This is a genomic window from Plantactinospora sp. DSM 117369 (assembly GCF_053764795.1).
This window is the reverse complement of record NZ_CM132446.1, coordinates 9425928-9451898: the sequence shown is the minus strand read 5'-3', so window position 1 is coordinate 9451898 and position 25971 is coordinate 9425928. Positions and strand designations below refer to the sequence as shown.

Annotated in this window: 20 protein-coding genes and 2 pseudogenes; 8 read left to right on the top strand and 14 right to left on the bottom strand. The window is 71.7% G+C overall.

Translation table 11 applies throughout. The annotated features are described in order from the left end of the window. Nucleotides 1-73: 73 nt before the first annotated feature. The 3 genes and pseudogenes from ACSMXO_RS40600 to eccE form a co-directional block, all read right to left on the bottom strand. Nucleotides 74-496: pseudogene (locus tag ACSMXO_RS40600) on the bottom strand (GNAT family N-acetyltransferase); the annotation flags it as partial. A gap of 110 nt (nt 497-606) precedes the next feature. Next, complete coding sequence (locus ACSMXO_RS40595; protein WP_346258797.1) at nt 607-993, bottom strand: phage holin family protein; 387 nt, start codon at nt 991-993, stop codon at nt 607-609. Between the two features lie 88 nt (nt 994-1081). After that, the gene (gene eccE / locus ACSMXO_RS40590) at nt 1082-2956 is read right to left on the bottom strand and encodes a type VII secretion protein EccE (protein ID WP_455415999.1); all 1875 of its coding nucleotides are present in this window, start codon (nt 2954-2956) and stop codon (nt 1082-1084) included. 101 nt (nt 2957-3057) lie between these two features. Between eccE and eccB the strand changes: the two genes are divergently transcribed. From eccB to ACSMXO_RS40575, 3 genes are all read left to right on the top strand, one after another. Then, on the top strand, nt 3058-4464 hold the full coding sequence (eccB, locus tag ACSMXO_RS40585) for a type VII secretion protein EccB (RefSeq protein ID WP_346258799.1): 1407 nt from the start codon (nt 3058-3060) through the stop codon (nt 4462-4464). Nucleotides 4465-4719: 255 nt separating this feature from the next. After that, on the top strand, nt 4720-5040 hold the full coding sequence (locus tag ACSMXO_RS40580) for a WXG100 family type VII secretion target (protein ID WP_455415998.1): 321 nt from the start codon (nt 4720-4722) through the stop codon (nt 5038-5040). A 24-nt stretch (nt 5041-5064) separates the two neighbouring features. Further along, entirely contained in the window at nt 5065-5358 is a 294-nt protein-coding gene (locus ACSMXO_RS40575; RefSeq protein WP_346258801.1) for a WXG100 family type VII secretion target, read from the top strand. A gap of 108 nt (nt 5359-5466) precedes the next feature. On the opposite strand, the gene mycP is transcribed toward ACSMXO_RS40575, so the two are convergent. Continuing rightward, nucleotides 5467-6702, bottom strand: coding sequence for a type VII secretion-associated serine protease mycosin (mycP, locus tag ACSMXO_RS40570; RefSeq protein WP_455415997.1), 1236 nt, complete (start codon nt 6700-6702; stop codon nt 5467-5469). A gap of 186 nt (nt 6703-6888) precedes the next feature. Here mycP and ACSMXO_RS40565 point away from each other — a divergent pair, with 186 nt between their 5' ends. Together ACSMXO_RS40565 and ACSMXO_RS40560 are read left to right on the top strand one after the other, a co-directional pair. Next, on the top strand, nt 6889-9783 hold the full coding sequence (locus tag ACSMXO_RS40565; protein ID WP_455415996.1) for an SseB family protein: 2895 nt from the start codon (nt 6889-6891) through the stop codon (nt 9781-9783). Next, the gene (locus ACSMXO_RS40560) at nt 9780-10145 is read left to right on the top strand and encodes a hypothetical protein (RefSeq protein ID WP_101368460.1); all 366 of its coding nucleotides are present in this window, start codon (nt 9780-9782) and stop codon (nt 10143-10145) included. The genes ACSMXO_RS40565 and ACSMXO_RS40560 overlap by 4 nt, the downstream gene beginning before the upstream one ends. Before the next feature lie 45 nt (nt 10146-10190). Here ACSMXO_RS40560 and ACSMXO_RS40555 read toward each other — a convergent pair whose 3' ends face one another. Beyond that, a complete protein-coding gene (locus ACSMXO_RS40555) occupies nt 10191-11132 on the bottom strand; it encodes an alpha/beta fold hydrolase (RefSeq protein WP_346258804.1) in 942 nt (313 codons plus the stop codon). After that, the gene (locus tag ACSMXO_RS40550) at nt 11129-11260 is read right to left on the bottom strand and encodes a hypothetical protein (protein WP_346258805.1); all 132 of its coding nucleotides are present in this window, start codon (nt 11258-11260) and stop codon (nt 11129-11131) included. Before ACSMXO_RS40550 ends, ACSMXO_RS40555 begins: the two co-directional genes overlap by 4 nt. A gap of 152 nt (nt 11261-11412) precedes the next feature. Between ACSMXO_RS40550 and ACSMXO_RS40545 the strand changes: the two genes are divergently transcribed. After that, nucleotides 11413-11673, top strand: coding sequence for a Clp protease N-terminal domain-containing protein (locus ACSMXO_RS40545; protein WP_455415995.1), 261 nt, complete (start codon nt 11413-11415; stop codon nt 11671-11673). Between the two features lie 260 nt (nt 11674-11933). Next, nucleotides 11934-13100, top strand: a complete 1167-nt coding sequence (locus ACSMXO_RS40540) for a C45 family autoproteolytic acyltransferase/hydolase (protein ID WP_455415994.1) — start codon at nt 11934-11936, stop codon at nt 13098-13100. Nucleotides 13101-13181: 81 nt separating this feature from the next. On the opposite strand, the gene ACSMXO_RS40535 is transcribed toward ACSMXO_RS40540, so the two are convergent. Next, nucleotides 13182-15494, bottom strand: coding sequence for an immune inhibitor A domain-containing protein (locus ACSMXO_RS40535; protein WP_455415993.1), 2313 nt, complete (start codon nt 15492-15494; stop codon nt 13182-13184). A 417-nt stretch (nt 15495-15911) separates the two neighbouring features. Next, nucleotides 15912-17879 carry an acetate--CoA ligase gene (gene acs / locus ACSMXO_RS40530; protein WP_455415992.1) on the bottom strand — a complete coding sequence of 656 codons (1968 nt, stop codon included), beginning with the start codon at nt 17877-17879 and terminating at the stop codon, nt 15912-15914. A 272-nt stretch (nt 17880-18151) separates the two neighbouring features. Here acs and ACSMXO_RS40525 point away from each other — a divergent pair. Beyond that, nucleotides 18152-18922 (top strand): annotated as a pseudogene (locus tag ACSMXO_RS40525) (hypothetical protein); the annotation flags it as partial. Nucleotides 18923-19025: 103 nt separating this feature from the next. Here ACSMXO_RS40525 and ACSMXO_RS40520 read toward each other — a convergent pair. The 6 genes from ACSMXO_RS40520 to ACSMXO_RS40495 form a co-directional block, all read right to left on the bottom strand. Continuing rightward, nucleotides 19026-19826: an HAD family hydrolase gene (locus ACSMXO_RS40520; RefSeq protein WP_346258809.1), complete on the bottom strand. Its 801-nt coding sequence runs from the start codon at nt 19824-19826 to the stop codon at nt 19026-19028. 359 nt (nt 19827-20185) lie between these two features. Further along, entirely contained in the window at nt 20186-21445 is a 1260-nt protein-coding gene (locus ACSMXO_RS40515) for a tyrosine-type recombinase/integrase (protein WP_455415991.1), read from the bottom strand. Between the two features lie 3 nt (nt 21446-21448). After that, nucleotides 21449-21649 (bottom strand): helix-turn-helix domain-containing protein, encoded by a 201-nt coding sequence (locus tag ACSMXO_RS40510; RefSeq protein ID WP_455415990.1) that lies wholly within the window; start codon nt 21647-21649, stop codon nt 21449-21451. 116 nt (nt 21650-21765) lie between these two features. Continuing rightward, nucleotides 21766-23586, bottom strand: a complete 1821-nt coding sequence (locus ACSMXO_RS40505) for a replication initiator (RefSeq protein ID WP_455415989.1) — start codon at nt 23584-23586, stop codon at nt 21766-21768. After that, nucleotides 23583-24434, bottom strand: coding sequence for a DUF2637 domain-containing protein (locus ACSMXO_RS40500; protein ID WP_455415988.1), 852 nt, complete (start codon nt 24432-24434; stop codon nt 23583-23585). Before ACSMXO_RS40500 ends, ACSMXO_RS40505 begins: the two co-directional genes overlap by 4 nt. Then, nucleotides 24431-25861 carry an FtsK/SpoIIIE domain-containing protein gene (locus tag ACSMXO_RS40495; protein WP_455415987.1) on the bottom strand — a complete coding sequence of 477 codons (1431 nt, stop codon included), beginning with the start codon at nt 25859-25861 and terminating at the stop codon, nt 24431-24433. Before ACSMXO_RS40495 ends, ACSMXO_RS40500 begins: the two co-directional genes overlap by 4 nt. Nucleotides 25862-25971 lie beyond the last annotated feature (110 nt).

Sequence of the window (25971 nt, the reverse complement as noted above, 5' to 3'; positions counted from 1 at the left end):
CGCCGCTGTCCGTCTCGCCCCCGGCCGTCCCGCCGCCGGCACCGTCCGCCTCGGCGGGCAGCGGTCGCAGCATCAGCTCCATCCACTGCGTCGGGTTGGCCAGCGGGGTGAAGCCGACCTCGGCGTACACGCCGTGCGCGTCCCAGGTGGCGAGCAGGATCCGGCGTACGCCCAACCGGGCGAGATCCTCCCGGACGGTACGCACGATCCAGCGGGCCAGCCCTCGACCCCGGGCCGCCGGGTCGACGTAGACGTCGCAGAGCCAGCCGAAGGTGGTCCCGTCGGTCACCACCCGGGCGAACGCCACCTGACGGCCGTCGCCCGGGGCGTACACCCCGTAGACCGTCGAGCCCTCGATCGCCCGGAGCAGGACCTCACGGGGCCGGCCGAGCGCCCAGTACGCGTCGGTGGCGAGCCAGTGGTGCACCCGGTCGACCTCCACCCGCTGGGGATCGGTGCAGAGCTCGTACCCGTCGTCTCGTGTCACGGTCAGCACGCCGCGACGCTATCCCCGCCCCGCCCGGTCGGCCCGAGCCAATTCCCGACCAGTGGTCGGCGGCTGCCCGGGGCCGGCCGGTGATCGGCGCCGGCCGAGGCGGACGGCGCTCAGTCCCGGTCCATCAGCAGGCCGAGCAGCCAGGTGACCAGGCTCACGAACAGCGCGCCGAGCACCGCCGCCGGCCAGAACCCGTCGACCTCGAACGGCAGGCCGAGCCCGCCGGCGATGGCGCTGGTGAGCAGGAACAGCAGCGCGTTCACCACCAGCGCGATCAGCCCGAGGGTGAGCAGGTAGAGCCCGCAGCCGAGGGTCTTGATGACCGGCTGGAGCACGCCGTTGACCACCCCGAAGATGATCGCCACCAGGACCAGCGTGCTCACCGCCTCGCCGACCGAGTCGGTGTCCAGGGTGATCCCCGGGATGATCAGCGTGGCGAGCCAGAAGGCCAGGGCGGTGCCGGCGAGCCGGACGAGAAGCCCTTTCAGGAAACCCATGCCCGCAGATAGTGCCACGTGATCTCAAATCCGCCCAGATCAAACCCTGGCCGGACGATGGCTGGCGACCGTCGTGCAGCGGGCGCGGCTACCGGGCCGGCGGGCCGATCAGCTGCGCCTCGATCGGGGTGGCCGAGAGCAGCGCCCAGCGCAGCACCCGACGGTTGATCACCCCGACCATGTCGGCCCGGATCCGGGTCAGCCAGTCCGCCGAGTCGCCGAGCCCGAGCGCCACGCCGGCCAGCTGGGCCTCGTGCGGCCGGAGCGGCTGCAACACCACCAGGTCGGCCCGGGAGACGGCGTCGACGTCGACCGGAGCCAGTTCGTCGCGTACGACCAGGCTGGTCTGCCAGCCCGGCCCCGGCTGCGAGTCGGCCGCCACCGGGCCGACGTCGACCACCACCAGCAGCGGGTGCAGTTGGGTGCCGGGCGGGCCGCCCACCGGCCGACCGGGCGGGATCATCGCGATCGGCGCGCCCGGCCCGCTGGCCCCGCGGACGAACGGCTCCCAGGCGCGCGGCCTGGCGGTCTGCACCACGATCCGGGCGCCGAGCGCCATCGCCCGCAGCGCGACGAGCTGCGCGGCGCGTACGCCGCCGATCAGCACCACCCGGGTGGTCTCGGCCCGGAACAGCCGGGCGACCACCGCCGCGCCGTGCCGGTTGGCGCCGAGCATCAGCCCGGCCAGCCCGATCGGCAGGTCGAGGGCGTCCACAGAGGAGGCCGGCAGGGTGGTGGCCGGTGCCGGGGCGGTCGGACCGGCGCCCAGCACCCCCAGCGGCAGGGTGGCGGCGACGCCGTCGAGCTGCTCGCCGTCCAGCCGCCGGGCCACGGCGTGCTCGGCGGAGAGCAGCCGGCGCAGCGCCTGGACGGCGGTGCCGAGCGCCTGGGGGCTGTCGGCGGCCAGCCGGACGGTGACGTCCACCCCGATGCTGTCGGTGCCGCCGCCCGCCCACGGGCCGGCGCTCACCGAGACCGTGGTCGCGGTCGCCGGCAGCGCCAGCAGCCGGGGAATGAAGCGGCGCCCGGTCTCCGTCCGCAGGTCCGGCCAGCGGCGCAGCCGGAAGGTGGTCTGCAACAGCCCGCCCAGGCTGACGCCCTGCCAGTTCTCCCGGGCCGGTTGCGCGCCGTCGTGGTGCACCGTCTCCGCGAGTACGCCGAGCGCGGCGCGTTCGCCGAGCACCCGGGTCGGCACCGGGGCGAGCCGGCGGCGCACCTTGCGTACCGCGCTGGAGAGCGCACGGCGCAGGTCCTCGTCCGACCAGCCGTCGGCGCGCAGCACCCGGACGGCGAGCAGGGCCCGCTCGTGCCCGAGCAGCCGCCCGTCGGTGAGTTGCCGGTACGACGTGGCCGGGGTGCCGGTGCCCGCGCCCAGCGTCGGCGCCGGAGCACCGGTCAGCACCAGTTGCACCCGCATCGGCGGGGTCTCCGCGCTCGCCGCCGGCAGCAGACCGGCCGGGGAGAGCAGCGACTGCGGGGTGTCGGCGAGCATGCCGACCTGGTCACCGAGTTCGAGTACGGCGGTCAGGCCGTAGGCGTCGCTGACCATGCAGGCTGCGTCGCCGGCGAGGTCGACCGGCAGCACCACGGCACCGGGGTTGACCAGGTCCAGCAGGGCCTCCGGCGGCGCGGCCTGCGGCAGAGTCCGCCGCCGGGAGGAGTAGCGCATCCCGATGGCGATCCACTCGAAGAGCCAGCGCCGACGCATCCGGATCCAGGTCAGCAGCACCAGGGCGACGGCGAGCAGTGCCGCCCCGGCGAGCAGCAGTGGGCCCTGGCTGGCGGCGGCGAGGATGAGCGCCAACGCCACCTGGAGGGCCACGATCTGCCCCGCCCGTACGCCGAACAGGCCGGACCGGGTCGGAGTGGACGATGCCGGCAGTGGCGCCGGTGGCGACCGGTCGATCCGGCTGCCCGGGGTGCCGGTGGGCCGGGTCCGGTTGTCTGCCGCAGTTAGCGTCACCGCGATAGCCTCCCCTGGATGGGCGTCGGCCGTGGGCCCGCCCCCCGCAATTCGCTCAGGGGCCTATCGTATGGGCCGGACCAACCGGAGAGGGGGCCCGCATGCCGTCGCGGCAGGATCAGTTGCATTCCTACCAGTTCATGGTCCAGCGTGTGGTGGGCGCGCTGGTCATGCGGGAGACCGATCCCGCGCAGTCGCCGTTCCGGCGAGCGGCCGGCGCCACCCTGGCCAGCGTGCTGATCGCGCTGATCGGGATCGGCGGTTCGGTGGTCTACGGGGTCTTCGTCGGCGGCGGTGCCACCAAGTGGAAGAACTCCTCGGTGGTGATCGTCGAGAAGGAGTCCGGCGCGCAGTACGTCTATATCAGCGACACCCAGACCCTGCATCCGGTGCTCAACTACGCCTCGGCGCTGCTCATCGTCGGCCAGCCCGCCCCGAAGACGGTGTCGGTGTCGCGCAAGTCGCTGGAGGGCCAGCCGCGCGGCGTGACGCTGGGCATCCGCGACCTGCCGGAGTCGCTGGCCCCCAGCAACCGGCTGGTCTCCGGCGGCTGGACGATCTGCTCCGAACCGCGTACCGGTGGCGCCGGCGGGCAGCCACAGTCGACACTGCTGATCGGCAAGGCGGCACCGGGCGGTCGGGAGTTGGGCGACGAGGGCCTGCTGGCGGTGCACCCCAACGGCCAGCTCTTCCTGATCTGGCACAACCGCCGGCACCTGATCCAGAATCCCGATCTGATCATCAGTGCGCTGACCTGGGGCAGCGAGCGGCAGGTACCGGTGGCGCCGGCCCTGCTCAACGCCCTGCCCGCCGGGGCGGACCTGGACGAGATCCGGATTCCCGACGCGGGCGAGCCGTCCGACGCGGTGGAGGGCGCGAAGATCGGTGAGGTGTTCCTGGTCGAGCGGCAGGGCGGCGGCGGCCAGTACGCGGTGGCCAAGCGCGACGGCCTCTACAACATCACCGAGGTGCAGGCCAACATCCTGCTGACCAAGGATGTCGTGAAGCAGGGCGACGAGACCAAGCTCTCCCAGGGCCAGTACGGCGCGATGCCCAAGAAGGGCGACCTGGTGCCCGGCAACGACGCGGCGGCACCGGCGACCACGCCGAAGATGGCGGCGGCGGAAGGCGGCGTGGTCTGCGGCGACGTGCCGGACGACCGTGGGGTGCAGGGCATCCGGCTCGGCGCCGACATGTCCGGGATCCCCGATCCGCCCGCGACCTCGGCACAGTCGGCCCGGGGCGGTGCGCTCGCCGACCAGGTGGTGCTGGAGCCCGGCCGGGGTGTGGTGGTCGAGGCGGCTGCCGCACCCGGTGCCACCGGCGGCGCCATCTCGGTCGTCACCGACCAGGGACGGCGGCATCCGGTGACCGGCGGCGAGGTGCTGGGCAACCTCGGCTACGGCGCCGCCAAGCGGGTACGGATGCCGAGCATCCTGGTCACGCTGATCCCGGACGGGCCGGCGCTGGATCCCGAGAAGGCCCGCGACCGGGCCGGCGTGCAATAGGCGAGCGGGAAAATGTGCTGGTGGGAAAGAATATCGGTGACCGTCGGTAGCTGCCGGTCCGGTTCATTGCGGTACGGGTTTGTCCACAGGGTGGCCCGAAGGGGTATCCAAGGCTTGCCCTGGCCCGCTACCGTCGGCTACGGAAGTAATTGCCAAGTTGTGCCGTGACCCGTCGGGGGAGCGGACACGAGCCGGGGAGTCCACAGTGGGCGCTCCGGGTTGACGACGAGTTAAGGGAGCGGGGTGACTTCGGGGGTGTCCCAGACGCAGGCAGAAGCCGCGGTGATGGAAACGACCGCCACGAAGTTCGAGTCGGTCGACCAGTCGCTGCAGAGCATGCTGAGCAGCCTGATGGGTCAGCTTGAGGTGCTGCAGAACCAGTGGCGCGGTGCTGGTGGCCGCTCGTTCGAGCAGGTCAAGCAGCAGTGGGCGCAGAACCAGGAGCAGATCCACCGCGCGCTGCGCGAGACCGCGACTGCGATCCGTACCTCCGGCCAGCAGTACGACGCGTCCGACACCGAGGCGTCGAGCCGGATGAACGCCACCAACGCCGGCGGCATGACGCTGCCGCTCTGATTTGGACCGGGGAGGGAAGATCCGATGAGTGACGGCCTTCTTGTCGTCAATTTTGCCGCGTTGCAGCAGGCCAGCGCGGACATCCAGAAGGCGCTGAACACGCTCGACTCGCAGCTCGACCAGCTGGAGTCGGACGCCGCGCCGCTCGTCAACACCTGGGAGGGTGAGGCGCAGCAGGCGTACTACCAGCGGCAGACCAAGTGGCGTCAGGGTGCGCAGGACATGTCCAACATGCTGCGCGACATCAAGATGGCGCTGGACGAGTCCGCCGCGGACTACCTCAGCACCGAGAAGAAGAACACCGGCCTGTTCCAGTAAGGCCTGCCGTAACACCCAGACTGCCCCGGGCTGCCGCGCGATCCGCGCCGCACCCGGGGCATCTGCTTGGGCGTACCGCCTCCGGGTGCCGGCGGCGCCCGCCGAGGGCTAGGGCGTCGGGCCGGCGGGGCGCCAGCCGCGGCGGGCTCCCCGGGGCAGTACCACGGCGAGCAGCAGCGCCGCCAGCGCGACAGTGCCGGCGAGGCCGGCCACCCACAGGGCCCGCTCCTGGCTTGCTGAGCGCCGCTCCGCCTGGGCCACCTCCGCCGGGTCGACCTGGTGCGGTGGCAGCCCGGCCGCCTCGGGTCGCCGGGCCGGCGCCGCCGTGTCGGTGACCGCCCGGTACGGGTTGAGCATCCCGGCGCCGTAGGCGTCCCGATCGGAGCCCGGCACCGGATCGGTGGTGGCGATCAGGCGCTGCGCCACCTGCTGCGCGTTCAGGCCGGGCCAGTACTGCCGGATCAGCGCGACGGTGGCGGTCACGAACGGGGTGGCGAAACTGGTGCCGTTGTCCAGCACGTGCCCGCGCTCCGGCACCGCGACCACCACGCCGCCGCCGGGCGCGACCAGGTCCACGTAGTCGCCGCGCTGGGAGAACGGGGAGACCAGCCCGTCCTCGCCGACCGAGCCCACCCCGATCACCCCGTCGTACGACGTCGGGTACGGCCTCGGGTTCTTGTCCGCGTACAGGTTGCCGGCGGCGGCGACGATCACGACGTCCTTCTCCAGGGCGTACTCCACCGCCCGCTTGAGCTCCGGGTTGTCCTGGTAGTACACGACCGAGAGGTTGATCACGTCTGCCCCGTTGTCGACCGCCCAGCGGATCGACTGGGCAAATGTCCCGACGGTTACGCTGTCGCCGTTCTCCTTGCCCTCGATGACCTTCTGCTCGCTCACCCGTATCGGAAGGATCTTGACCTGGGGCGCGAGCCCGCGGAAGGGGGTGCCCTCCCGGGGGGCGGCCGCGATGATGCTGGCCACACCGGTGCCGTGCCGGACGCAGTCCCGCTTCCCGTCGGAGTCCGAGCCGAGGAAGTCCTGCCCGCGCAGGACTCGGCCGCGCATCTGCGGGTGCGTGTCGTCGACGCCGGAGTCGATCACCGCCACCGTTACGCCAGCTCCGACGGTCAGCGGCGCCAGCCGCTCCGGGGCGTACCGCTGTTGCGCCCACGGCAGCGTGGTGATGGGCTGGGCGGGTGGGGTGTTGTTGTCACAGCCGGGCAGGGTCCGCTGGGCGGCCGGCGGGGCGAGCGGTGCCGCCGTGGCCGGACCGGCGGCGATCGGCGGGACCGCCAGCACGGTGATGGCGCCAACCAGCGTGAGTCGTATTGTCCGGCCACGCATCGGTCGCCTCCGAAATCGGTTCGGTCCGCCATCGGGCCGGATCGTCATCGGTCCGGCTCCGCCCACCGGATGCTATCGGTGGATCGCCGCGAACGGCATCCACCGCCAGCCAACCATTGTGATCCGGTCCCCACCTTGTAGGTTGTACGCGATGCTTGTGGCCTGTTCGGCGAGAGGGAGGTGGCCGTGACCGAATGGGAGCCAGCCACCGAGACCGAGGCCGCGATGCGGGACGCACTGCGCGCGGGCGACCAGGAACTCTATTTCCGCATTCTCGCCCGTACCGATCTTCTGTTGCCGGTCTCCGCAGAGGCGCTCGCCGGTCGTGCGCCGATGGGCTGGGGCACCTGGACCACCGGTGGCCGGACGCACGTACTCGCATTCACGTCCACCGCCGCGCTGCGCGCGTGTCTCGCCGAGAACGCCGGATCGACCCGGCGGGCACCCTACCCCGAACTGGCCACCGGATGGCCCAACCCGGAGTGGTGGCTCGCGGTGAACCCCGGGCTGCCGATCGAGGGTTACCTGCCGGCCTGGTTCGTCTCCCAGCTCTCCCGGGGCGACGTACGGCTGCCCGGCCGCAGCATGGGTGCCCGGGCCCGGCTGGAGCAGGTCGAGCGGGCCGCCCGGGCCCGGGCCACGGCCGCCGTACCGCGCCGCCCGCCGGACGGGCCGAGGGCGGAGCCCGCACCGGCCGGGGCGTTCCGGGCGGCCGAACCGGACGGGCTGCCGTTCCGGCCGACTGACCCGGACGGGCTGCCCTCGCGCTCGCCCGGGGTGTCGCGGGAGTCCGCCGATCCGTTCCGGTCGACGGACGCCGACCCGTCCCGGTCGGTGGACTCGGACTCGCCGGGGCTGCCGCTGCGGTCGCCTGGGGCGTCGCGGGAGGCGGCCGAGTCGTTCCGGTCGGTGGAGCCGGAGCCACCGGCGCACCCGTACCGGCCGGTCGAGCCGTCTCGGGAGCCGGCCGAGTCGTTCCGGTCGGTCGAGGCCGAGGGCGAACCGACCCCGATGGTGCCGCCGGCCGGCGAACGGGCCCCGGTGGCGCCCCCGACCGGCGAACCGACAGCGTTCCCGTCGTCTCCGGAACCGGCCTCGGCCCCGCCGAGCGGCACCCCGGCCACGGTGCCGGTGATCGCACCGACGCCGGCCCGGGGCGGGCTGGGCGGAGACTTCGGCAGCCAGATCTCGGAGGACACCTCGGCGGGCTGGATGACGCCGGCGGGTCCGACCCGACCCACCTCGCCGAACACGGCGAACGGCAGTTCGCCAGCCGTGCAGGGGCCGGCTGGTCCGGCGTCCTCGGTGTCCGCGCCGCCGTCCAGCGGTGCGCCGGGCGGCCCGCCACCGGCCTGGCACGGGCTCGCGGGCCAGCAGGTCGACCGACCCGCCGAGCCGGTCGAGAATCGGACGCCGGAGGAGCGACCCGGCACGCCCGCTGCCCCGTGGACTCCGCCGTCGGAGGTCCCGGCACCGGCGGCCTGGACGCCACCGGCCGCGCGCTCCGAGCCGTCGCTGTTCACCCCGGTCTCCCGACGTCCGGCCGGTGACTCGCCGTCCGAGGCGGGCGAGCCGTGGTCCGGCGTGACCGCTGAGGGTCCGACGACGGCGTACGAGGTGGCCGGTCCCGGACGGCCCGGCACCGATCCGGTTCCCGCGAGCCGCACAGCCGCCGATTCGGAACCCGCGGAGGCTCGTCCCACCGAACAGATCCTCACCGGTACGGGTCTCACCCAGTCGTTCTCCGGCCGGTCGTTCGCGACGGAGTCCCTGACGATGGGCTCGCTGCCCACCGAGGGGTTCGGCGCCGCCCCGACACCCACCGATCAGTTCGCTGCCGCCCCGACACCCACCGAGCAGTTTTTCGCCGGCCCGTCCGCCACCGAGCAGTTCGCCGCCGGTCGATCGGTCCGCGAGCAGTCCACCGCCGGCCCGTCCGTCCGCGAGCAGTCCGGCTCCGGGTCGGCCCCGACCGAGCCGATTCCGACCGAGCCGATTTCGCCCGAGCCGGCCGGTGGCCGGCCGCCGGCCGTTGACCAGGGTACGACCGGACCGCTCGCCGCCGAGCCGCAGGCCGGCGCCGATCCGCTGCCCGCCCGCCGGTTGCCACCGGACTTCGTACCGGCCAACGAGGTCGAGCGGAGCCTGCTGGACGCCGCCGGTGACGGCAGCACCGACACGTTCCTCTCCACGCTGCTGCTCGCCAGGGTGCTGCTGCCGGTGGCGTTCAACTCGGCCCCCGGCGCCCGACCCGGTGACGACGGCTTCGAGTGGCGTACCGAGCTGTTGGACGGGGAGCGCTACGTCGTGGTGTTCACCTCCCCGGAGCGGCTCGGCGACCACCTGCCGGAGACCATCGACACCGTCGAGGTCAAGTTCGCCCAGTTGATCCGGCGGTGGCCGGACGACAACTATTCGTTCGCGGTGAACCCGGGCACGCCGGTCGGCGCCAAACTTCCGGGTGGGCAGATCGTCGCGCTGGCGAACTGGGCCGCCGAGGTGGGCCTCGGCGACGACACCGGTGAGCCGGTGCCGCAGGCTCCCGCCGAGGAGGAGGCGCCCCGGCCGACGTACGCGCCGGCTCGGGACGATCCGGGGCGGCCGACGATGATGCAGAAGACCATCGCCCCCAGCCAGCTCTCCTACTATCTCGACCGGGGCTACGACCGGGTGTCGGGCTTCGTGCACCGGGCGTCCGAGGTCGCCCACCTGCGTACCCCGGCGAAGCTCTACGCCGCGCTCGGCCTGAACTACCCCGGTTCGCCCTTCGACCGGGACGCCGAGGAGATCTACGTGCTCCGCTGGCCGGCGTACCGGCCCAGCCTCTACCGGATCCCCTACGGTGGCCAGAACGAGGCCGCCATGCGGGCGATGGAGGGCTGGGTTATCGAGCGGCCGCCGTTTCGGGGCAACGGGTTCGCGCCGGGCGAGAGCAGTGACGTGGTGGCCGAGTTCAAGGTGGACAGTGTACGGCTGCCGCACGGCGCGCAACTGCACCGGATCGGTCTCGACGGCACCGAGCGGCTGGTGGCGACGCTGGACTGCGACATACCCGTCTGGCGCCGGGCCGAGGAGGGCTGATGCGCGACGGTTACGTGGCCCAGTGGCGCGGCCGGGAATACGAGGCCAGCCCGGCCGGTGACGACGTACGCCTCTACCAGGCGGAACCGGGCGAGGGCTTCGAGGAAGTCCGGCCCGGGCGGTACGTCCGGGTGGTGGCCGCGGCCGAGGTCGGCGAGCTGGTCTACGTCCGGACCAGATGCTCGTGGCAGGGCCAGCCGTTCATCGTGCTTGCCCAGCACGACAACTGGCTGCGGGTGGAATACACCGGCGGGCGCTGGCCGGTCGCCGAGGCGATGGGGCTGGAGGCGTTCGACTTCGGGGTCTACCAGGGGTGGGCACCGGCGGCCGAGGTCACCGACCTGCGGGAGAACCGCGCCTGACCCGCGCTCGCAGGCGGCCGTCCGCGAGCCGGGGCGGGACGACGGTCAAGACTTGGCCCAACGCAGCACCTCGCCCAGCACCAGGTCGGTCGCCTCGACGTGCGGGAAGTGGCCGACGTCGTCGAGCAGCCGCCACTCGTACGGGGCCACCACGTAGCGGCTGGAGCCCTGGGCGGTACGCGGCAGCGACGCCTGGTCCAGCGCGCCGTGCAGTTGCAGGGTCGGGGTGATCAGCGGCTTCTGCATCAGCTTGACGAACCGGTAGCCGTGCAGGCGCAGCACTGACCGGAACGCCCAGCGGTAGCCCTCCATCGCGCAGAACGCGGCCTGCGGAATCCGCATCGCCTGCCGGCAGCGCTCCGCGTAGTCGGCGAAGCCGGGGCTCCGCACCCAGTGCGGTCCGCCCCAGCGTTGCAGGAAGTAGCCGACCAGCGCCGCGTCGTCCCGGGTCAGCACGTGCTCGTACCGCGGGATCTGGAACTTCAGCGTCGGGGTGGCCGCCGCGAACTGGCCGCGCGGGTCGGCGAAGATGCCGGCGCGCAGCCGCAGCGGATGCGGTGCCGCGAGCACCACCAGCCGGCGGACCAGGCTGGGGTGGAAGGAGGCGGCAGTCCAGCCGATCATGCCGCCGGCGCCCGAGCCGACCAGCACCGCCGAACGTTCGCCGAGGGCCCGGATCAATCCGGCCACGTCGGCGGCGAGCGTGTAGCCGTCGTACCCCCGGGGCGGCTTGTCGCTCGCGCCGTAGCCGCGCAGGTCGACCGCGACCGCCCGGTAGCCGGCGTCGGCGACCGCCGGCAACATCTCGTGCCAGGCCCACCAGAACTCGGGGAAGCCGTGCAGGAACAGCACCAACGGCCCGGTACCGGCCTCGACGACGTGGAACCGGCTGCCGTTGGCGCCGACGAACCGGTGCGTCCACGGCCCGTCCACCAGTACGCAGGACTCGTCGACGACCGACCTGCGGCCGCCGCCGCGCTCGCTCATGCCGCCTCCCCCGGTGTGCCGGCGAGCCCGGCGGCTTCCCACGACTTCACGGTGCCCCGGGTGTCGGGACACAGCCGGCTGCGCTCGCTTCGCCGCTCCTCGCTGACCTGGCCGGTTCGCTCCCTCATGTCCACAGCCTAGGGCCACCGGTGCGGGACGGATCCGGCGCAACCTACGGATCAGGGGATCGTCCGGGAATTTCCCGGGCCACCCGGGCCGGTCTAGGTGGTTACGACTAGTTCTACGAGGTACTCCGCGAGGCCAGCCGCGACGGGCTTCGGTGGGTCGGTTCCGAGCACCTGCTGGTCGCGGTGCTATCTCTGCCGGACAGCGCTGCGGTCGCACCTCCCTCGCGGCGCTACGCTCGGCCAGCGACGCGGCCCGCGACGCCGGTCACCCGCACGCCGGCACGACCCACCTTCTCGCGGCCGTCCTGGTCGAGGCCGACGGTCCGGCCGCACGCCTGCTACCCAATCTCGGCGCCGACCCCGCAGCTATCCGGCGGCGAGCCGTCGCCCGTCTCGCAACGTCTTCGCCCTGAGCCATCGGTCAGCCGGCCCGTCATCGAGAACAGGCCGGCGGGGTACGAAGGCGTAGGTGGACATCGCCTGGCAGTAGTTTCTTCGGCATGACGCTGCTTGTAGATCTTCGGGTCCAAGACTGGTGGCCGGCCGCCTTTGGAATCCTTGGCCCGTCGGTGGGCGTCCTGGTCGGTCTTGCTCGGGAGGGTCGCGGCGATGCCGCGCCAGGGGGTCGGGAACGCCGGTGACGTCGACCGGGTGGTCCGACTAGCGTGCTGGGATGACTTCCGCCCGTCGGCTCGACCATTCCGACCTGCCGGTGCCGCTGATCCGGGTGCAGGGCACACCGGCCGAGTGCGGTGCCGGGTACGGTGCCGCGGCCCGTGACCTGATCACCGCCAACCTGGAGTTCTACCTGCGCCGGTTCCGCGAGGAGGGCGGGTGGGACGAGGCGGCGGTGACCGTCGCCGGGCGGGCGTTCCAGGAGGCGACCCGGCGGCACCATCCCCGGGTCGCCGAGCTGCTGGACGGGGTGGCCGAGGGGGCCGGGGCCCGGGTCGAGCAGGTCTACGCGCTGAACGCGCGTACCGAGCTGATCTACGGCCGGCACCGGGACGGCGGGTCCGCCGCCCCGCCGGACGCCGATGCCGGCGGCTGTACCGCGGTCGGGGTGCTCGGCACCCACACCGGCAACGGTCACCTGCTGCTCGGGCAGAACTGGGACTGGCACCCCGACCAGCGCGACGTGATGCTGCTGCTGGCCACCCGGGACGAGCGCGGGCTGACCGTGCTGACCCTGACCGAGGCGGGCATGGTCGCCAAGACCGGGCTGAACTCGGCGGGGGTCGGCGTCTGCGTGAACATGCTCGGCTGTGACCGGGACGGGCTGCCGGGCCCCGGGGTCGAGCCGGGCGTGCCGTACCACGTGCTGCTCCGGGCGGCGCTGGAGGCGGAGAGCCTGGCCGAGGCACTGAAGGCCGCCGTCCGGGGTACCCGGAACAGCTCGATCAACCTGCTGCTCGGCCAGGCGGCGGAGGCCGGCGGCGAGCTGATCGACCTGGAGCTGGTGCCCGGCGACGCCGGCTGGCTGCACCCGGTGGACGGGTACCTCACGCACGCCAACCATCTGGAGACAGGGCTGCCGGTCCACGACGCGATGAAGGACTGGGGCGGTTCGTCGCTGTTCCGGTCCGCCCGGGCCAGGCGGCTGCTGGCGCCGAGGGCGGCGGTCGGCAAGGTCGGCGAGGGCGACCTCGCGGCGCTCTTCCGCGACCACGCGAGTTTTCCGCACGGCATCTGCCGGCACGTCGACGAGCGGATGCCGCTGGCCGAGCGCTCCGAGACGGTCTATTCGGTGCTGCTGGACCTGGACGACCGGCGGTTCGGCATCGCGGCCGGGCCGCCGTGCGAGCACCGGTACGGCTGGCTCGACCTGGCCGCCGGCTGACCACCGTCCCCGTGCACGGGAGCGGGGCCGGAAGCGCTGTCCGCGCTTCCGGCCCCGACCGTGGTACGTCTGATCAGCGGATCAGTTGGTGATCTTGATGATCGCCAGGTCGCTGATCAGGCGGTTCTCCAGCAGCAGCTCGATCTTGGTGCCGGTGCCGGCGACCTTGACCGAGTTCATCGGGTTCTGTGCCGTCCAGTACCGGTTCGGGTCCGAGTCGTTGAAGACCGTCACCGGGTTCAGCTTCGGCACCGTGGTCGCCACCCCGTTGAGGTGGAACGTCTGCGCCGGCTTGGCGAACCGGCTGAACGTGGCGTCGTAGCTGCTGCGCCGGTTGGTGACGTTGCCGACCCCGGGCACCGTGATCGGGCCGGGCCGGACGTCGACCGGCAGGTTCAGGCCGAAGCCCGGGTGGACGATGGTGTCGTTGTCCTCGTACGCGTAGTTCACGTACCAGACGAGCAGGCCCTGCGGGTTCTTGAACCGCTCCACCCAGTCCGGCTTCGAGTTCTGCCAGCCGAAGTTGTACGGACCGGTCTCCAGGGTCTTGTCGTACCCGTAGTAGGTCCGGTACTCGGCGATGTAGAAGCGCGGACGCAGCTCGGTGACCGAGCCGACGGACCGGGTGAAGCCACGGGCGGTCCACTCCGGCTGCTCGGTCTCCGCCCCGTCGGTCCAGACCGGCGCGCCGTTCTTGACCAGCGAGATGTTGTCGAAGAACGCACCGGCGAGGTTGGTGCCGTTGTCGCTCTGGTAGCGGTAACGGAACTGCACCGTCTTGCCCAGGTACGCGGAGAGGTCGTAGTTCAGGTCGACCCACTCGTCGTTCGTGGAACCGTCGATGCCACTCTCGCCCGGCTCGATCAGCGGGTTGGTCAGCTTGGCCCAGGTGGCCCCGCCGTCCGTCGACACCTCCGCGAAGAGGTAGTCGAAGTTCTCCTCGATCTCGTACCACGCCTTGGCGTTGACCGCGGCGCTGGTGGCGCCGGTGAGGTCGAGTTCCCGGGTCAGCGTGTTGTTCAGGTTGTCACCGGTGCCACCCCACCACTCGCGCTCGCCCGCGAACGGAGTGTTGTAGGGGATGGTGACCTCCTGCCCCGGCAGATTGACCACGATCGCCTGGGCGAGGCCGTCGGTGTCGCCGGCCGCTCCGAGCGTGGCGTACGTGGTGCCGCTGTCCCAGTCCACGGTCGAGTAGTTCAGCCAGCCCAGGTAGAGCTTGGACCAGGGGTCCATGTAACCGGGCGTGGTGCCGATGTCCTGCTTGCCGTGGTTGAGCCAGGAGCCGGAAGCCATCAGGCTCCAGAACCCGACGCCGTTGTCGCCGCCCTGCGTGTCGTACAGGTCGGGCAGCCCGAGGTCGTGGCCGTACTCGTGGGCGAAGACGCCCAGGCCGCCGTTCTCCGGCTCCGTGGTGTAGTCACGGATCCAGAGCCCGGTGTCGCCGATCTGCACGCCGCCGGCCTTGTTGAACTCCGGCCCGGCCGAGCCGGCCAGGTCGGTGAAGGCCGACCAGCGGTGCGACCAGATCGCGTCCGCGCCCTGTGCGCCGCCGCCGGCCTCCTCGCCCTCACCGGCGTGCACCGCCTGGAAGTGGTCGACGTAGCCGTCGGCCTCGTTGAAGTCGCCGTCGCCGTCGTGGTCGTACCGGTCCCAGACGTCGAACTGGGCGAGGTACTGCTTGATCTGCTCCTGGGTCTTGCCCGCCGCGACCTGCGACTCGTACCAGGCGTTGGCGGTGTCCTTGACGAAGTTCCAGTAGCCGTCCCGCTCGGCGATCTCGTTGCTGCCGTACCGGGCCTCGTTGAACGGCACCTGGACCCAGTCGCTGACGTCGCCGCCGACGGTGTACCGGCCGCCCGACTGCTTCAGGTAGAAGTCGGCCATCGACTCCTTGCCCTTGGCGTAGAAGAGGTCCAGGTACGACTGGCGGTTGTAGTCGGCCCGCCAGATGGTGCTGTTGTCGTCGGTCGCGCCGCCGTCGTAGGTGCGGTCCGGCTGCTTGATCTGGTTGTGCAGCGGGCCGTCCGTGCCGCCGGTACGCGGGTCCTTCTGGTTGCCGAACTCGACCAGGATGGTGAAGATCGGGTCCGTCTTCGGGGGCTGCTGGTATTCGACGAACCGGTCAGCCTTGATCTGGATGACCTTCGACCCGTTGCGGGTCTGCAGCTTGGCCTTGCCGGAGAGCAGGGCGGAGATGGCCTCCCTGCGGACCTGCTGGTGCTCCTCGGCGAGCGGGTCGGGCAGGTTGTCGGCCCGGTGGGCCGCACCCTGGGGATCCCGGTCCGCCGGGGCAGGCGCCGCCGGAGCGGCGGACGCCGGCACGGCGACCGCACCGGCGGCCAACAGCGCGGCCGTGGCACCCGCCAGACCGGCTGTGACTCGTCTCCTCAAAGGTCCTCCTCCTTTGTGGAAGTGTTACAGAACAGGCCGGCTCATGGCGGGCACTGTCATCAGACGCGACCATCACCATTGCAGATGGACCGAACGCTGTCACGGGTCGAAGACGGCTCGTCGGGGTAGTCAGACCTACGTCTAATCAGGGCGAAAGCATTCTAACGGCCACCTATTTTCGCAGATAGGAATGTCACGATTCGGCTACGGCAGGAACCCCGACCGTTCGTGCCACGTCCCCGCGTCGGCAACCGGGTGAATGGCGCCGGGTCGCGCCCGCACCCACCCGTACCCCCTGACCGGCCCGACCACCCACGGCGGACACGACGATGGGCGGACCCGGAGCGGGTCCGCCCATCATGCGGTGTGTGCTGGTTCGGGCCGTGCGGTGGTCGTCGCCGGTCCGGGCGACGCGGGTCAGTCCTCGTCGGACTTGCCGGAACGCATCCCGGATGAGATCAGGTCCATCACCGAGGAGTCCTGCAACGTGGTGACGTCACCGAGCGAGCGGTTCTCGGCCACGTCGCGCAGCAGCCGGCGCATGATCTTCCCGGACCGGGTCTTCGGCAACTCCGGGACCAGCATGATCTGCCGGGGCTTGGCGATCGGGCCGAGGGTCTTCGAGACGTGCTCCCGCAGCTCGGCGATGAGCGCCTCGCCCGCGTTGCCCTCGGTGTCGACGGAGCCGCGCGGGATGGTGAAGGCGACGATCGCCTGCCCGGTGGTCGGGTCGGTGGCGCCGACCACCGCCGCCTCGGCGACCGACGGGTGTGAGACCAGCGCCGACTCGACCTCGGTGGTGGAGATGTTGTGCCCGGACACCAGCATCACGTCGTCGACCCGGCCGAGCAGCCACAGGTCGCCGTCGTCGTCCTTCTTCGCCCCGTCGCCGGCGAAGTAGAGGCCCTCGAAGCGGGACCAGTAGGTGTCGACGAACCGCTGGTCGTCGCCCCAGATGGTGCGCAACATCGACGGCCACGGCTCGCGCAGCACCAGGAAGCCGCCGCCACCGTCCGGCACCGACTGCGCCTGGTCGTCCACCACGTCGGCGCTGATCCCCGGCAGCGGGCGCATCGCGCTGCCCGGCTTGGTCGAGGTCACCCCGGGCAGCGGGGAGATCATGATGGCCCCGGTCTCGGTCTGCCACCAGGTGTCGACGACCGGGCACTCGCCGCGGCCGATGTTCTCCCGGTACCAGATCCACGCCTCGGGGTTGATCGGCTCGCCGACGCTGCCCAGCAGGCGCAACGAGGAGAGGTCGTACCCCTTCGGAATGTCGTCGCCCCACTTCATCATGGTCCGGATCAGGGTGGGGGCGGTGTAGAGGATCGTCACCTTGTGCTTCTGCACCAGCTCCCAGAAGCGGCCCTTGTGCGGGGTGTCCGGGGTGCCCTCGTACATGAGCTGGGTGGCGCCGTTGGCCAGCGGGCCGTACACGATGTAGGAGTGCCCGGTCACCCAGCCGATGTCGGCGCTGCACCAGTAGACGTCGGTCTCCGGCTTCAGGTCGAAGACCGCGTGGTGGGTGTAGGCGACCTGGGTCAGGTAGCCGCCGGAGGTGTGCAGGATGCCCTTCGGCTTCGCCGTCGTGCCACTGGTGTAGAGGATGAACAGCGGGTGCTCGGCGTCGAACGCCTCCGCGGTGTGCTCGGTCGAGGCGGTCTCCACCGTCTCGTGCCACCACAGGTCCTTCTCGTCGTTCCAGGCCACCTCCTGCCCGGTACGCCGGACCACCAGCACCCGCTCGATCGTCGGGCACTTGGCGATCGCCTCGTCAACGGTCGGCTTCAACGCCGACGGCTTGCCCCGGCGGAACCCGCCGTCGGCGGTGATCACGACCTTGGCGCTGGCGTCCTGGATCCGGTTGGTCAGCGCGTCGGCGGAGAAGCCACCGAACACCACGCTGTGGGTGGCGCCGATCCGGGCGCAGGCGAGCATCGCGACCGCCGCCTCCGGGATCATCGGCAGGTAGATCGCCACCCGGTCACCGGCGGTGACCCCGAGGTCGGTCAGCGCGTTCGCCGCCTGGCTGGTCATGGCCAGCAGGTCGGCGTAGGTGATCGTGCGGTTGTCGCCGGGCTCGCCCTCCCAGTGGATGGCCACCCGGTCGCCGTGCCCGGCGGCGACGTGCCGGTCCAGGCAGTTGTAGGCGACGTTGAGCCGGCCGCCGACGAACCACTTCGCGAACGGCGGGTTTGACCAGTCGAGGATCTGGTCCCACTCCTTCGACCAGTCCAGCCGCCCCGCCTGGCGTGCCCAGAACGCCAGCCGGTCCCCGGCGGCCTCGTCGTAGGCGTCCGCGGTGACGTTGGCGGCGGCGGCAAGGTCGGCCGGCGGCGGGAACTGCCGGGTCTCCTGCAACAGGTTTGCCAGAGTCTCGCTCATGGTGGATGGCTCCTCAGGCGTCGCGTCAGTGTCGTTCGGTAGGAGGTTAATCGGGCCTGGTAGCTGGGGCGAGGGGTCCGTACCACTCACGCGACCAGACGCGCCGAATGGCGGCGTTCCGGCGCTCGCCGGTCACCGCACGTGCCGGCACCGGCGGACTGTCCGGCTGATTCCGTCGGGCTGATTCCGTCCGGAAAGCGCCGAAGCGTTGGACGGGTGTCGGTTCCGGCGCTCGGCGCTGGCGTGCCCGGGCCGGCAACTACGGTGACAGCATGGCCACCGACCCGCTCGCCCCGCTGCTGGACCTCGCCGACGTCGCCCCCGCGGTCGACCGGGCCCGCGAGCGGGTCGACCAGGCGCTGCGGCACCGCGCGCTGCGCCGGCACGGCGGCCAGGTCGCGGCCGAGGTCAGCCTGCGGTCCGCGGTGGCCAGCTCCGCGCTGGAGGGGTACGCGCACGAGCGCGAGGCGGTCCGCGCCGGCACCGTGACCGATCCGGTGCTGCAAGGTGCCCTCCGGGTCGCCGGAGCGCTGCCCGGGCTGACCGACCTGTGGCCGAAGGCCCCCCGGCAAGTGCTCGCCCGGCTGCACACCCTGGCCGCCCGGGGAACGGTGCCGGAGGAGGCGCTCGGCCGGCCGGCACCGGCTCACGGCCCCGCCGCCGGAGCGTCTGTCGCGCCGGAAGTGCTCGGCGCCCGGCTGGACGGGCTGGCCGGGCTGGTCGCCGGTGGGACGTCGGCGTCGCCGGTGGTGCTGGCTGCCGTCGTACACGGGGAACTGCTGGCGCTGCGACCCTTCGCCGGCCCGTCCGGGGTGGTCGCCCGGGCAGCCGCCCGGCTCACCCTGCTCGCCACCGGATTCGACCCGCGCGGCCTGATCGCGGTCGACCTTGGCCACTCCGAACGCGAGCCGGAGTACGTCGGCGCGGCCGGCGCCTTCGCCACCGGTACCCCGGACGGGCTCCGCTCCTGGCTCCGGCACTACGCGACGGCGGTGGAGGTCGGCGCGGAGCGGCTGACCGAGATCGGCGACGAGGTTCTGGCGAACCCGGCACCCGGTGGCGCTACGCCGGACGGGTCGGGGGTTGCGGGATCGGGTCCCGGCGGCCGGGGACCGATCGATCCCGGCCCGGCCTGATCGCGAGCTGTCAGGCGGTGGTGGTGCGGGTCCGGCGGTGCCGGCCGTACCAGGCGATGCCGATGGCCACCCCGACGCCGACCCCGATGGCCGCCGCCGCGACCGGCACGGCGGGACGCTCCCGGAGCCGGCGACCGAGCGGTACCGGGTGCCGGAACTCCAGCACCGGCCAGCCGTTCTCCACGGCGAGCTTGCGCAGCGCCCGGTCCGGGTTGACCGCGCTCGGATGGCCGACACACTCCAGCAGCGGACGGTCGCTGACCGAGTCGGAGTAGGCGTACGAGGCGGTGAGGTCGTAGCCGCGTTCCTTGGCCAACTCGCCGACCGCGTCGACCTTGCTGGGGCCGGCCGCGTAGAACTCCACCTCGCCGCTGTACCGCCCGTCCACCACCGTCATCCGGGTGGCGATCACGTCGGCGACCCCGAGCAGCTCACCGATCGGCCGAACCATCTCCTCGCCGGAGGCGGAGACGAGTACGACGTCCCGACCGGCCGCCTGGTGCTCCTCGATCAGGGCGGCGGCCTCGGCGTACACGTAGGGGTTGATCAGCTCGTGCAGCGTTTCGGCGACGATCTGTCGAACCTGGTCCACCGGCCAGCCCTTGCACAGCGTCGCCAGATAGTCGCGGGTACGCGCCATCGTCTGCTCGTCGGTGCCGCCCAGCCGGAACATGAGCTGGGCGTACGCGGACTTGACCACGTCGCGGCGTGTGATCAGCCCGTCCCGGTAGAACGGCCGACCGAACGCCAACGCGCTCGACTTGGCGATGACGGTCTTGTCCAGATCGAAGAAAGCGGCGCTTCGGCCCACGGCGCGAAAGTCTAGCCGGATGGTCTATGGTCAGCGGGTGCGCGGGGTCACCTTTGGCACCTGCCGACCGGTTACCCCCTGATCGGCCGATCAGCCTAGGGGTGATCACGGTCACAGCCCGAAGGCGGACTTTCGCAGGGAGTGGAAGTTAACGCCACTCGACGTATACGGGTCGACTCAGGCATGCTTGTAGTTACGACACACTTTCATATCCTCTGTGCTCGGTAGACCTCGGCGGTCGCACCCCCCGTGACCGCCGAGCGGGTTCGGCTCGACCCCCCCGGAGCCGAACCCCAGACGACCCCCGTCTCCCCCCGACGGGGGTCGTCGCTTTTGCCGGTGAAGCGCATTCACGCTGGTCACGACCCCTCTGATGATGGCTCGTCCGGCTCCTCCGGTGGCTCTGGAGGATCGAAAGTCAGCGAATCGTCAGCGAAGGTCCGGCGGACCCGGTCGGCGTAGTCATCCGGGGTGTGGGTGTATCGGTTGAGGGTTGTCGACGCCTGCTCGTGTCCCATGACCCGCTGGACGAGGTTGATAGGGACGCCATCGGTAACCAGCCATGTTGCGTATGAGTGGCGCAGGTCGTGGAATCGCAGTCCGCCCGTTGCCTCCTTGGCGACATGCGTCACCGCCGCCCGCTCGGTGGTGAACTCTGCCGACTGGTCCATGCCGTCGGGATCCGGCCAGACGGCCCGCCAGCGACGCGGCCCGAGGTTGACGACCTGGCCCAGCAGCCCGGCCCGGACCAGCGATGGGAGCCAGATCCGGCGCCGGAAGTTCGACCGCCGCAGCGGGCCGCCGTCCCGGTCGGCGAAGACCAGCGCCCGCGCGTCCGGCTTCGCGTCGCCGAGCTGCTGGCGTAGTGCCTCGACCAGGAACGCCGGCATGGGCACCGTCCGGACGCCCGCGCGGGTCTTCGGGTACGGCCTGATCACGATCTCGCCGTGCGTCTCCACCGCCACCTGGACGACGCGCAGGACGGACCGGTCGAGGTCGACCGACCCCCACGCCAGGCCGGCGCACTCGCCCCAACGCAGGCCCGTGCCAGCGGCAGCGGCGACGAGCGCCCGATGCTCCGTGGGGACGGCCGGCAGCAGCTTGCCGAAGAAGACCTCTCGGGTGATGGTGGTCGGCCGGGCGTCGCCGGACCGGTTGCGCGGCACCTTCACACCCTCGGCCGGGTTGACCGCGATCAGCCGGTTACGGATCCCGGTTTGCAGGATCATCGACAGCAGGCCGTAGCACTTGGCGACCGTTGCCGGGGCGAGTCGCTTGCCAAGCTCCGTCACCCACTCCTGCACCGCCAGGTGGTCGATCCGGTTGAGTGGCCAATCTGTCCATTTAGGCAGAAGGTGAACGCGCAGCATGGATTGCGTCCGCTCAGCCGTTCTCGCCTCCACCGAACGGCCGGCCAGCCAGCGCCGCGCGAACTCACCGAACAGCACCTTGCCGGCGTGCGGATCGACGTAGGTGCCCTTGTTCAACGCGCCCTCGACCTCGGCCAGGTACGCGTTCGCCTCCTTCTTGGTGCGGAACGTCTTCGCCTTCTGCCGGTTCGCAGCGTCCCGCCAGTTCGCCCGGTAGGTCCCGGCCGGTGTCTTCCTGACGAAGCCCATCGGTCACCAGCTCCTTGCAGACGTGTCGGTACCAGTTGCCGAAAGGGCGGAGGAGCCGGCCGAGGTGCCGTCCAGCCAGGCGTGGAACCGGGTCCGGGGAATGACCCAGCGCCGGCCGAGTCGTTCGGCGGGGATGTCACCGGACCGGACGAGCGCGTACGCCGTGCTGGTCGACAGCGACAGGAGCCCGGCGACCTCCCGCACGGTGTAGACGGCACGCGCCGGACGGGTTCCGGGCGCTGGGAGCGAGGCGAGGTCAGCCGGTCGGGCTGCCCGCCGGGGGATGAGGGGTACGACGGTGGACATGAGTTCCCTTCTGTTCAGGCTGCGGGGGAGAGGAGTCGGACAGTTGCCGAAACGGCACCGGACGCCCGTTGACGGGCCGCGTCGAGGTCTGTTCGCCAGCGGATGCGGGCGGAGACGGCGCGCAGGATCCGGTGTTCCAGGGGCAGCACGTCGGGGTCTTCGGGGCGGGCCAGCTCGAACCGGTACCGCTGCGGGTTGTCGGCCGCCGCCTGGTCCTGGCCGTGCCCGTCGCCCTGGTCCTCGTCGGCCGGATCGGTGTCGGCCATGCCGCCAGCGAGGATGGCGCGGATCCAGGCTCGGTTGTCTGCCCGGTGGTCGGCCAGGGTCTTGCCGGACCACTGCCGGGAGACCAGGACGCGCCGGCCGGTGAAGCCGAGGGTTGAGCGTTGGTGGACCTTGCCGGTGCAGCGGCCGGGGGTCAACCCTGCCTTGATCCCGTCGGGCTGGACGCCGTAGAGGAGCCAGTTGGCGCAGGTCGGCGAACACGGCAGGACAGCCAGTTCGGCGTGGAGCCGGTCGAAGTGCGCCTTCTGCGCATCCGAGCGGGGTCGGGCCTGGTCGGTCAGGTCCTTGGTGACGTACTTCGTGACGTAGCGGATCGACCGCTCCGCATCCTTGGTGCCCTGCTCGATTCCCCGGGCGTCGATCCGGCCCAGCCGGGCGACATATGCCGGCCGGGAGTCGGGTTCCTCCAGCTCGTCCAGGGCGTGTGACCACGGCGTCAACGGCTCGCGTGTCTTGGGGTCGACGTACGCCTGTTGCTCGACGTCCCAGACCGGCGGCCGGTCAACGGTGTAGACCGGTTCGTCGAAGGCCGGCCACCAGACTTGGTGGTAGGTCGCGGCGGCGATCTGCTTCAACAGTCGTCGGGGCAGGGTGCCCCGGATGGCGAAGTGCGCGTGTGGGGCAAGCCGGCGCTGGAGTTCGACCGCTCCGGCGTATTGGACGTTCCAGCCGGCGGCCCGGCGGACGTTTTGCCACCACCGGTCCAGGACCCGGGCGAAGTGGATCGAGTCGAGTGCCGCCCGCCGGTAGTCGTAGCCAGCCGGGTCGACCGGGGTACCGAGTACGTCATCGTGTGGGCCGTGTCGCTGGCCGCATTCGCAGGGTGCGGTGTAGGCGCCCCGGCGTAGGTGGGAGTGGACCGGGCCGTGCGAGTCGAGGGTGAGTGTGATGAGCATCGACGGTCGGTGGGTCTTGCCGGCCCGTCCGGCGTAGGCGCGGCCGACCGTGCGCGGGTCGACGGGCAGCCGGGGCAGGTCGGGCGAGTCCTGCCGCCGTTTCGTGGACCGCTTCCGGCGGGGCCGGTCGGTCCGTTCCCGGGGCGTGAGGTGCCCGCGTAGGTCAGTCTCGCCCAGGGCCTCATCGAGTTCGCTGATACCCGCGTCCAGGTCGGCCAGTTGCGCGGCCCGTTCGTCGGGGTGCATCGGCTGGTACTGGAGCGCTTCCCGCTCGAACTCCATGTGTGCCCGCACTCGCACCAGGGCGAGAACGTCCTCGCTCGGATGCTCGGGGCGGATGGCGGGTTCGTCGGCGAGGTGCCAGCCCTCCCGGATCTGCTGGATCCGCAACCGCCGCCCACGTTCGGCGCAGGGCTTGCACTTCGCCGCGAGGGTGGCCCCGCACGGCACCTCTACGACCTCGGTCACCCCGGTTTCGGTGTCGGTACGCCGCAGGGCCAGGGGGCGGACGCAGACGCCGTGCTGTTCGGCGAGCTGCCGCAGCGCGTCTTTGGCCAGCGGCTTGCGCATCCGGTCCGCCCGGGAACCTGGCCGAGGCTGCTCAGCGTTGCCGGTCGGAACGGTCGGGGTGGGTGGAAGTGGGGTGACGGTCAACGGTTCACCTCGGGGCTCACGGGTCGGTGTGTGCCGTTGCGGGCCACGAACGCGGTTGCGGGGACGGGGACGAGTGCGGGCCGGTCGGGTTCGCGGATCAGCCGGAGGAGGTCGGACGCCGTCCCGTTGGCGACCCGTAGAGCGGCCCGGAGTTCGTCACGGGTGATCGCCCGCCCCGTCGCTGCCCGATGCTGCGCGGCAGCCTGCCGGGCGAGCCGAACAAGGTCCACGGGCGCCGCCTGGCCGTCGTCCGGCCATTCGTCCCCGCCGTCCCGAGAGTCAGCCTGCTCGTCCCGGCCGTCCCGACGATCGGCGTTCTCGTCCTGGCCGTCATCGGTCCCGTCCTGCTCGTCCTGGCCGTTGACCTGGGCGGGTACCGGCTCAGGACGAGGCTCGTCCTTACTGCCGGCACCGGCAGGAGTCGGTTGACCGGCCGGGGACGCGGTTGGGGTGGGTTTGGTGGTGAGGACGAGTTTGGACAGGCCGAGGAAGGCCAGTGCGGGGACGGCGGACAGCAGCCACCCGGACAGGCCGGGCTTGGCCACCGCGAGTTGCGCCGACAGGGACAGGGCGACGGCGGCGATGAGGAGGAACATCGGGTAGCCGATCGGTCCGCCGGTGCGGCGTCGGCGGCGGATGGTGAGGAGTGCGGCGAGGGGGATGAGTTCGGAGATCGCGGCGTTGGCCCAGCCGAACCAGTCCCCCGTACCGGTCGGTGAGTTCGCCATGGTCCAGTCGTGGACGTGGGTGAACGACGCCGCGCCGGCCAGCCCGCCGACGACGAGGAGGATCGCGACTAGGACCACACCCTCCACCCGCTCACCACGGCTCTTGCCATTGCTGGTCATGCCGACACCTCCGGCTGCTGGTCGTTGTCGGAGAGCCGGCGGTAGGTGCGGCCGAGGTCGCGGATGTCGGTGTCGGTGAGGTAGGAGAAGCGGACCCGAACCGGTTCCCGGACGCCGTCCAGTGCGACGTAGCCGACGCCGGCTGCCGTTTCGGGGATCTGGTCGCACAGTGCGCCTCGGTCGCGGGCGCCGTCGCCGAGGACGAGGTCGCATTGCTCGGGTTCGGTGAGCCGTAGCCCGATCCGGGTGGGGAACAGGTCCCGGAACGGCAGCACCTCCTTGCGCGGGTCCTGCAACGCGGCGACCACATGCACCCCGACTGCCCGGCCTTGCGACAGCAGCAGCGACAGTGCGTCCTTGATGCGTTCCTTGACCTTCCGGTCGGAGATGTAGGCGGTCAGCGAGGCCAGTTCGTCGACGACGAGGACGATCAGCGGGTCGTCCGGGGTCGGGGTGTGCTGGCGTGCGACGCCTCGCAGCCGGGCCGCCCGCAGCCGCATGCGTTTCACGGCTTCTTCCAGGACGCCGGCCATGCTGTCCGGGTCGTCGTAGGCGAACCGGGCGAACAGCGGCAGCCCGGCCGCCAGTTCCATGCCCCCCTTGGGGTCGAACACCCACAACTCGACCAGACCCGAGTGGACCCCGCCGGCCAGGGAGGCGATCAGCGACCACAGCACGGAGCCCTTGCCGGAGTTCGTCGCCCCGGCTACCAGCACATGCGAGCCGGCCAGCCGCAGCCGGTAGGTTGCCCCGTCCTCCCGCACGCCGAGCGGCAGCCCGGCGAGGTCCGGCACGTCGGGTACCGGCAGGGGTGCCACCGTGGCGGCGAGGGGGTCACGGCGCAGGAACCGCAGGACCACCCGATCCGGGCGGCCGGTGGTGCGCGCCTGGCCGTCGCGGAGCCGGAACGCGTACGCCAGCCGTTGCGCCGCTCCCGCCCAGTCGTCGGGTAGCTGGCCGGGCAGCATCCGGACGGTGACCTCATCGACGTACCGGTCACACCGCACCTTGAGCAGTTGCGGCACGTACCGGTCCCCGGCAAACGCAGTCGCGAGACCGCAGGTGGCCATGGTCGACGCCCAGCCACGCCGGTACACCCACAGCCGCCGCCACCGGGCCACCATCGGATACCAGCCGAACCGCAGCCACGATCGGGGATGCCACTGCCACCAGCCGACACAGCCGCCGGCCACGGCCAGGACGACGCCGGCCAGGACCAGCGGCCCGTACCGGGCATGCACCCACAGCGCGGCGACGGTTGGGCCGGTCAGCCACCAGTACCGGACGGCAAGCACGGTCAGGCGGACGAGGCCGCGCAGCGCCCACCACCCGACGAGGAGCCAGCCGGGCACCCGCCACGCCGGAAGCCGCATGTTCATCGGTGCTACGGGGATCTTCTCCCCGGGAATGATGTTGATCAACGGCATGACCGGTCACCACCCCGGACCGGGCGGGCAAGGGTGGTAACGCAGGTTGTGCAGGCCATGTGCTCCAGGTCGAACCGGCGCGGCTTGACCCACTGACGGCAGCGCGGGCA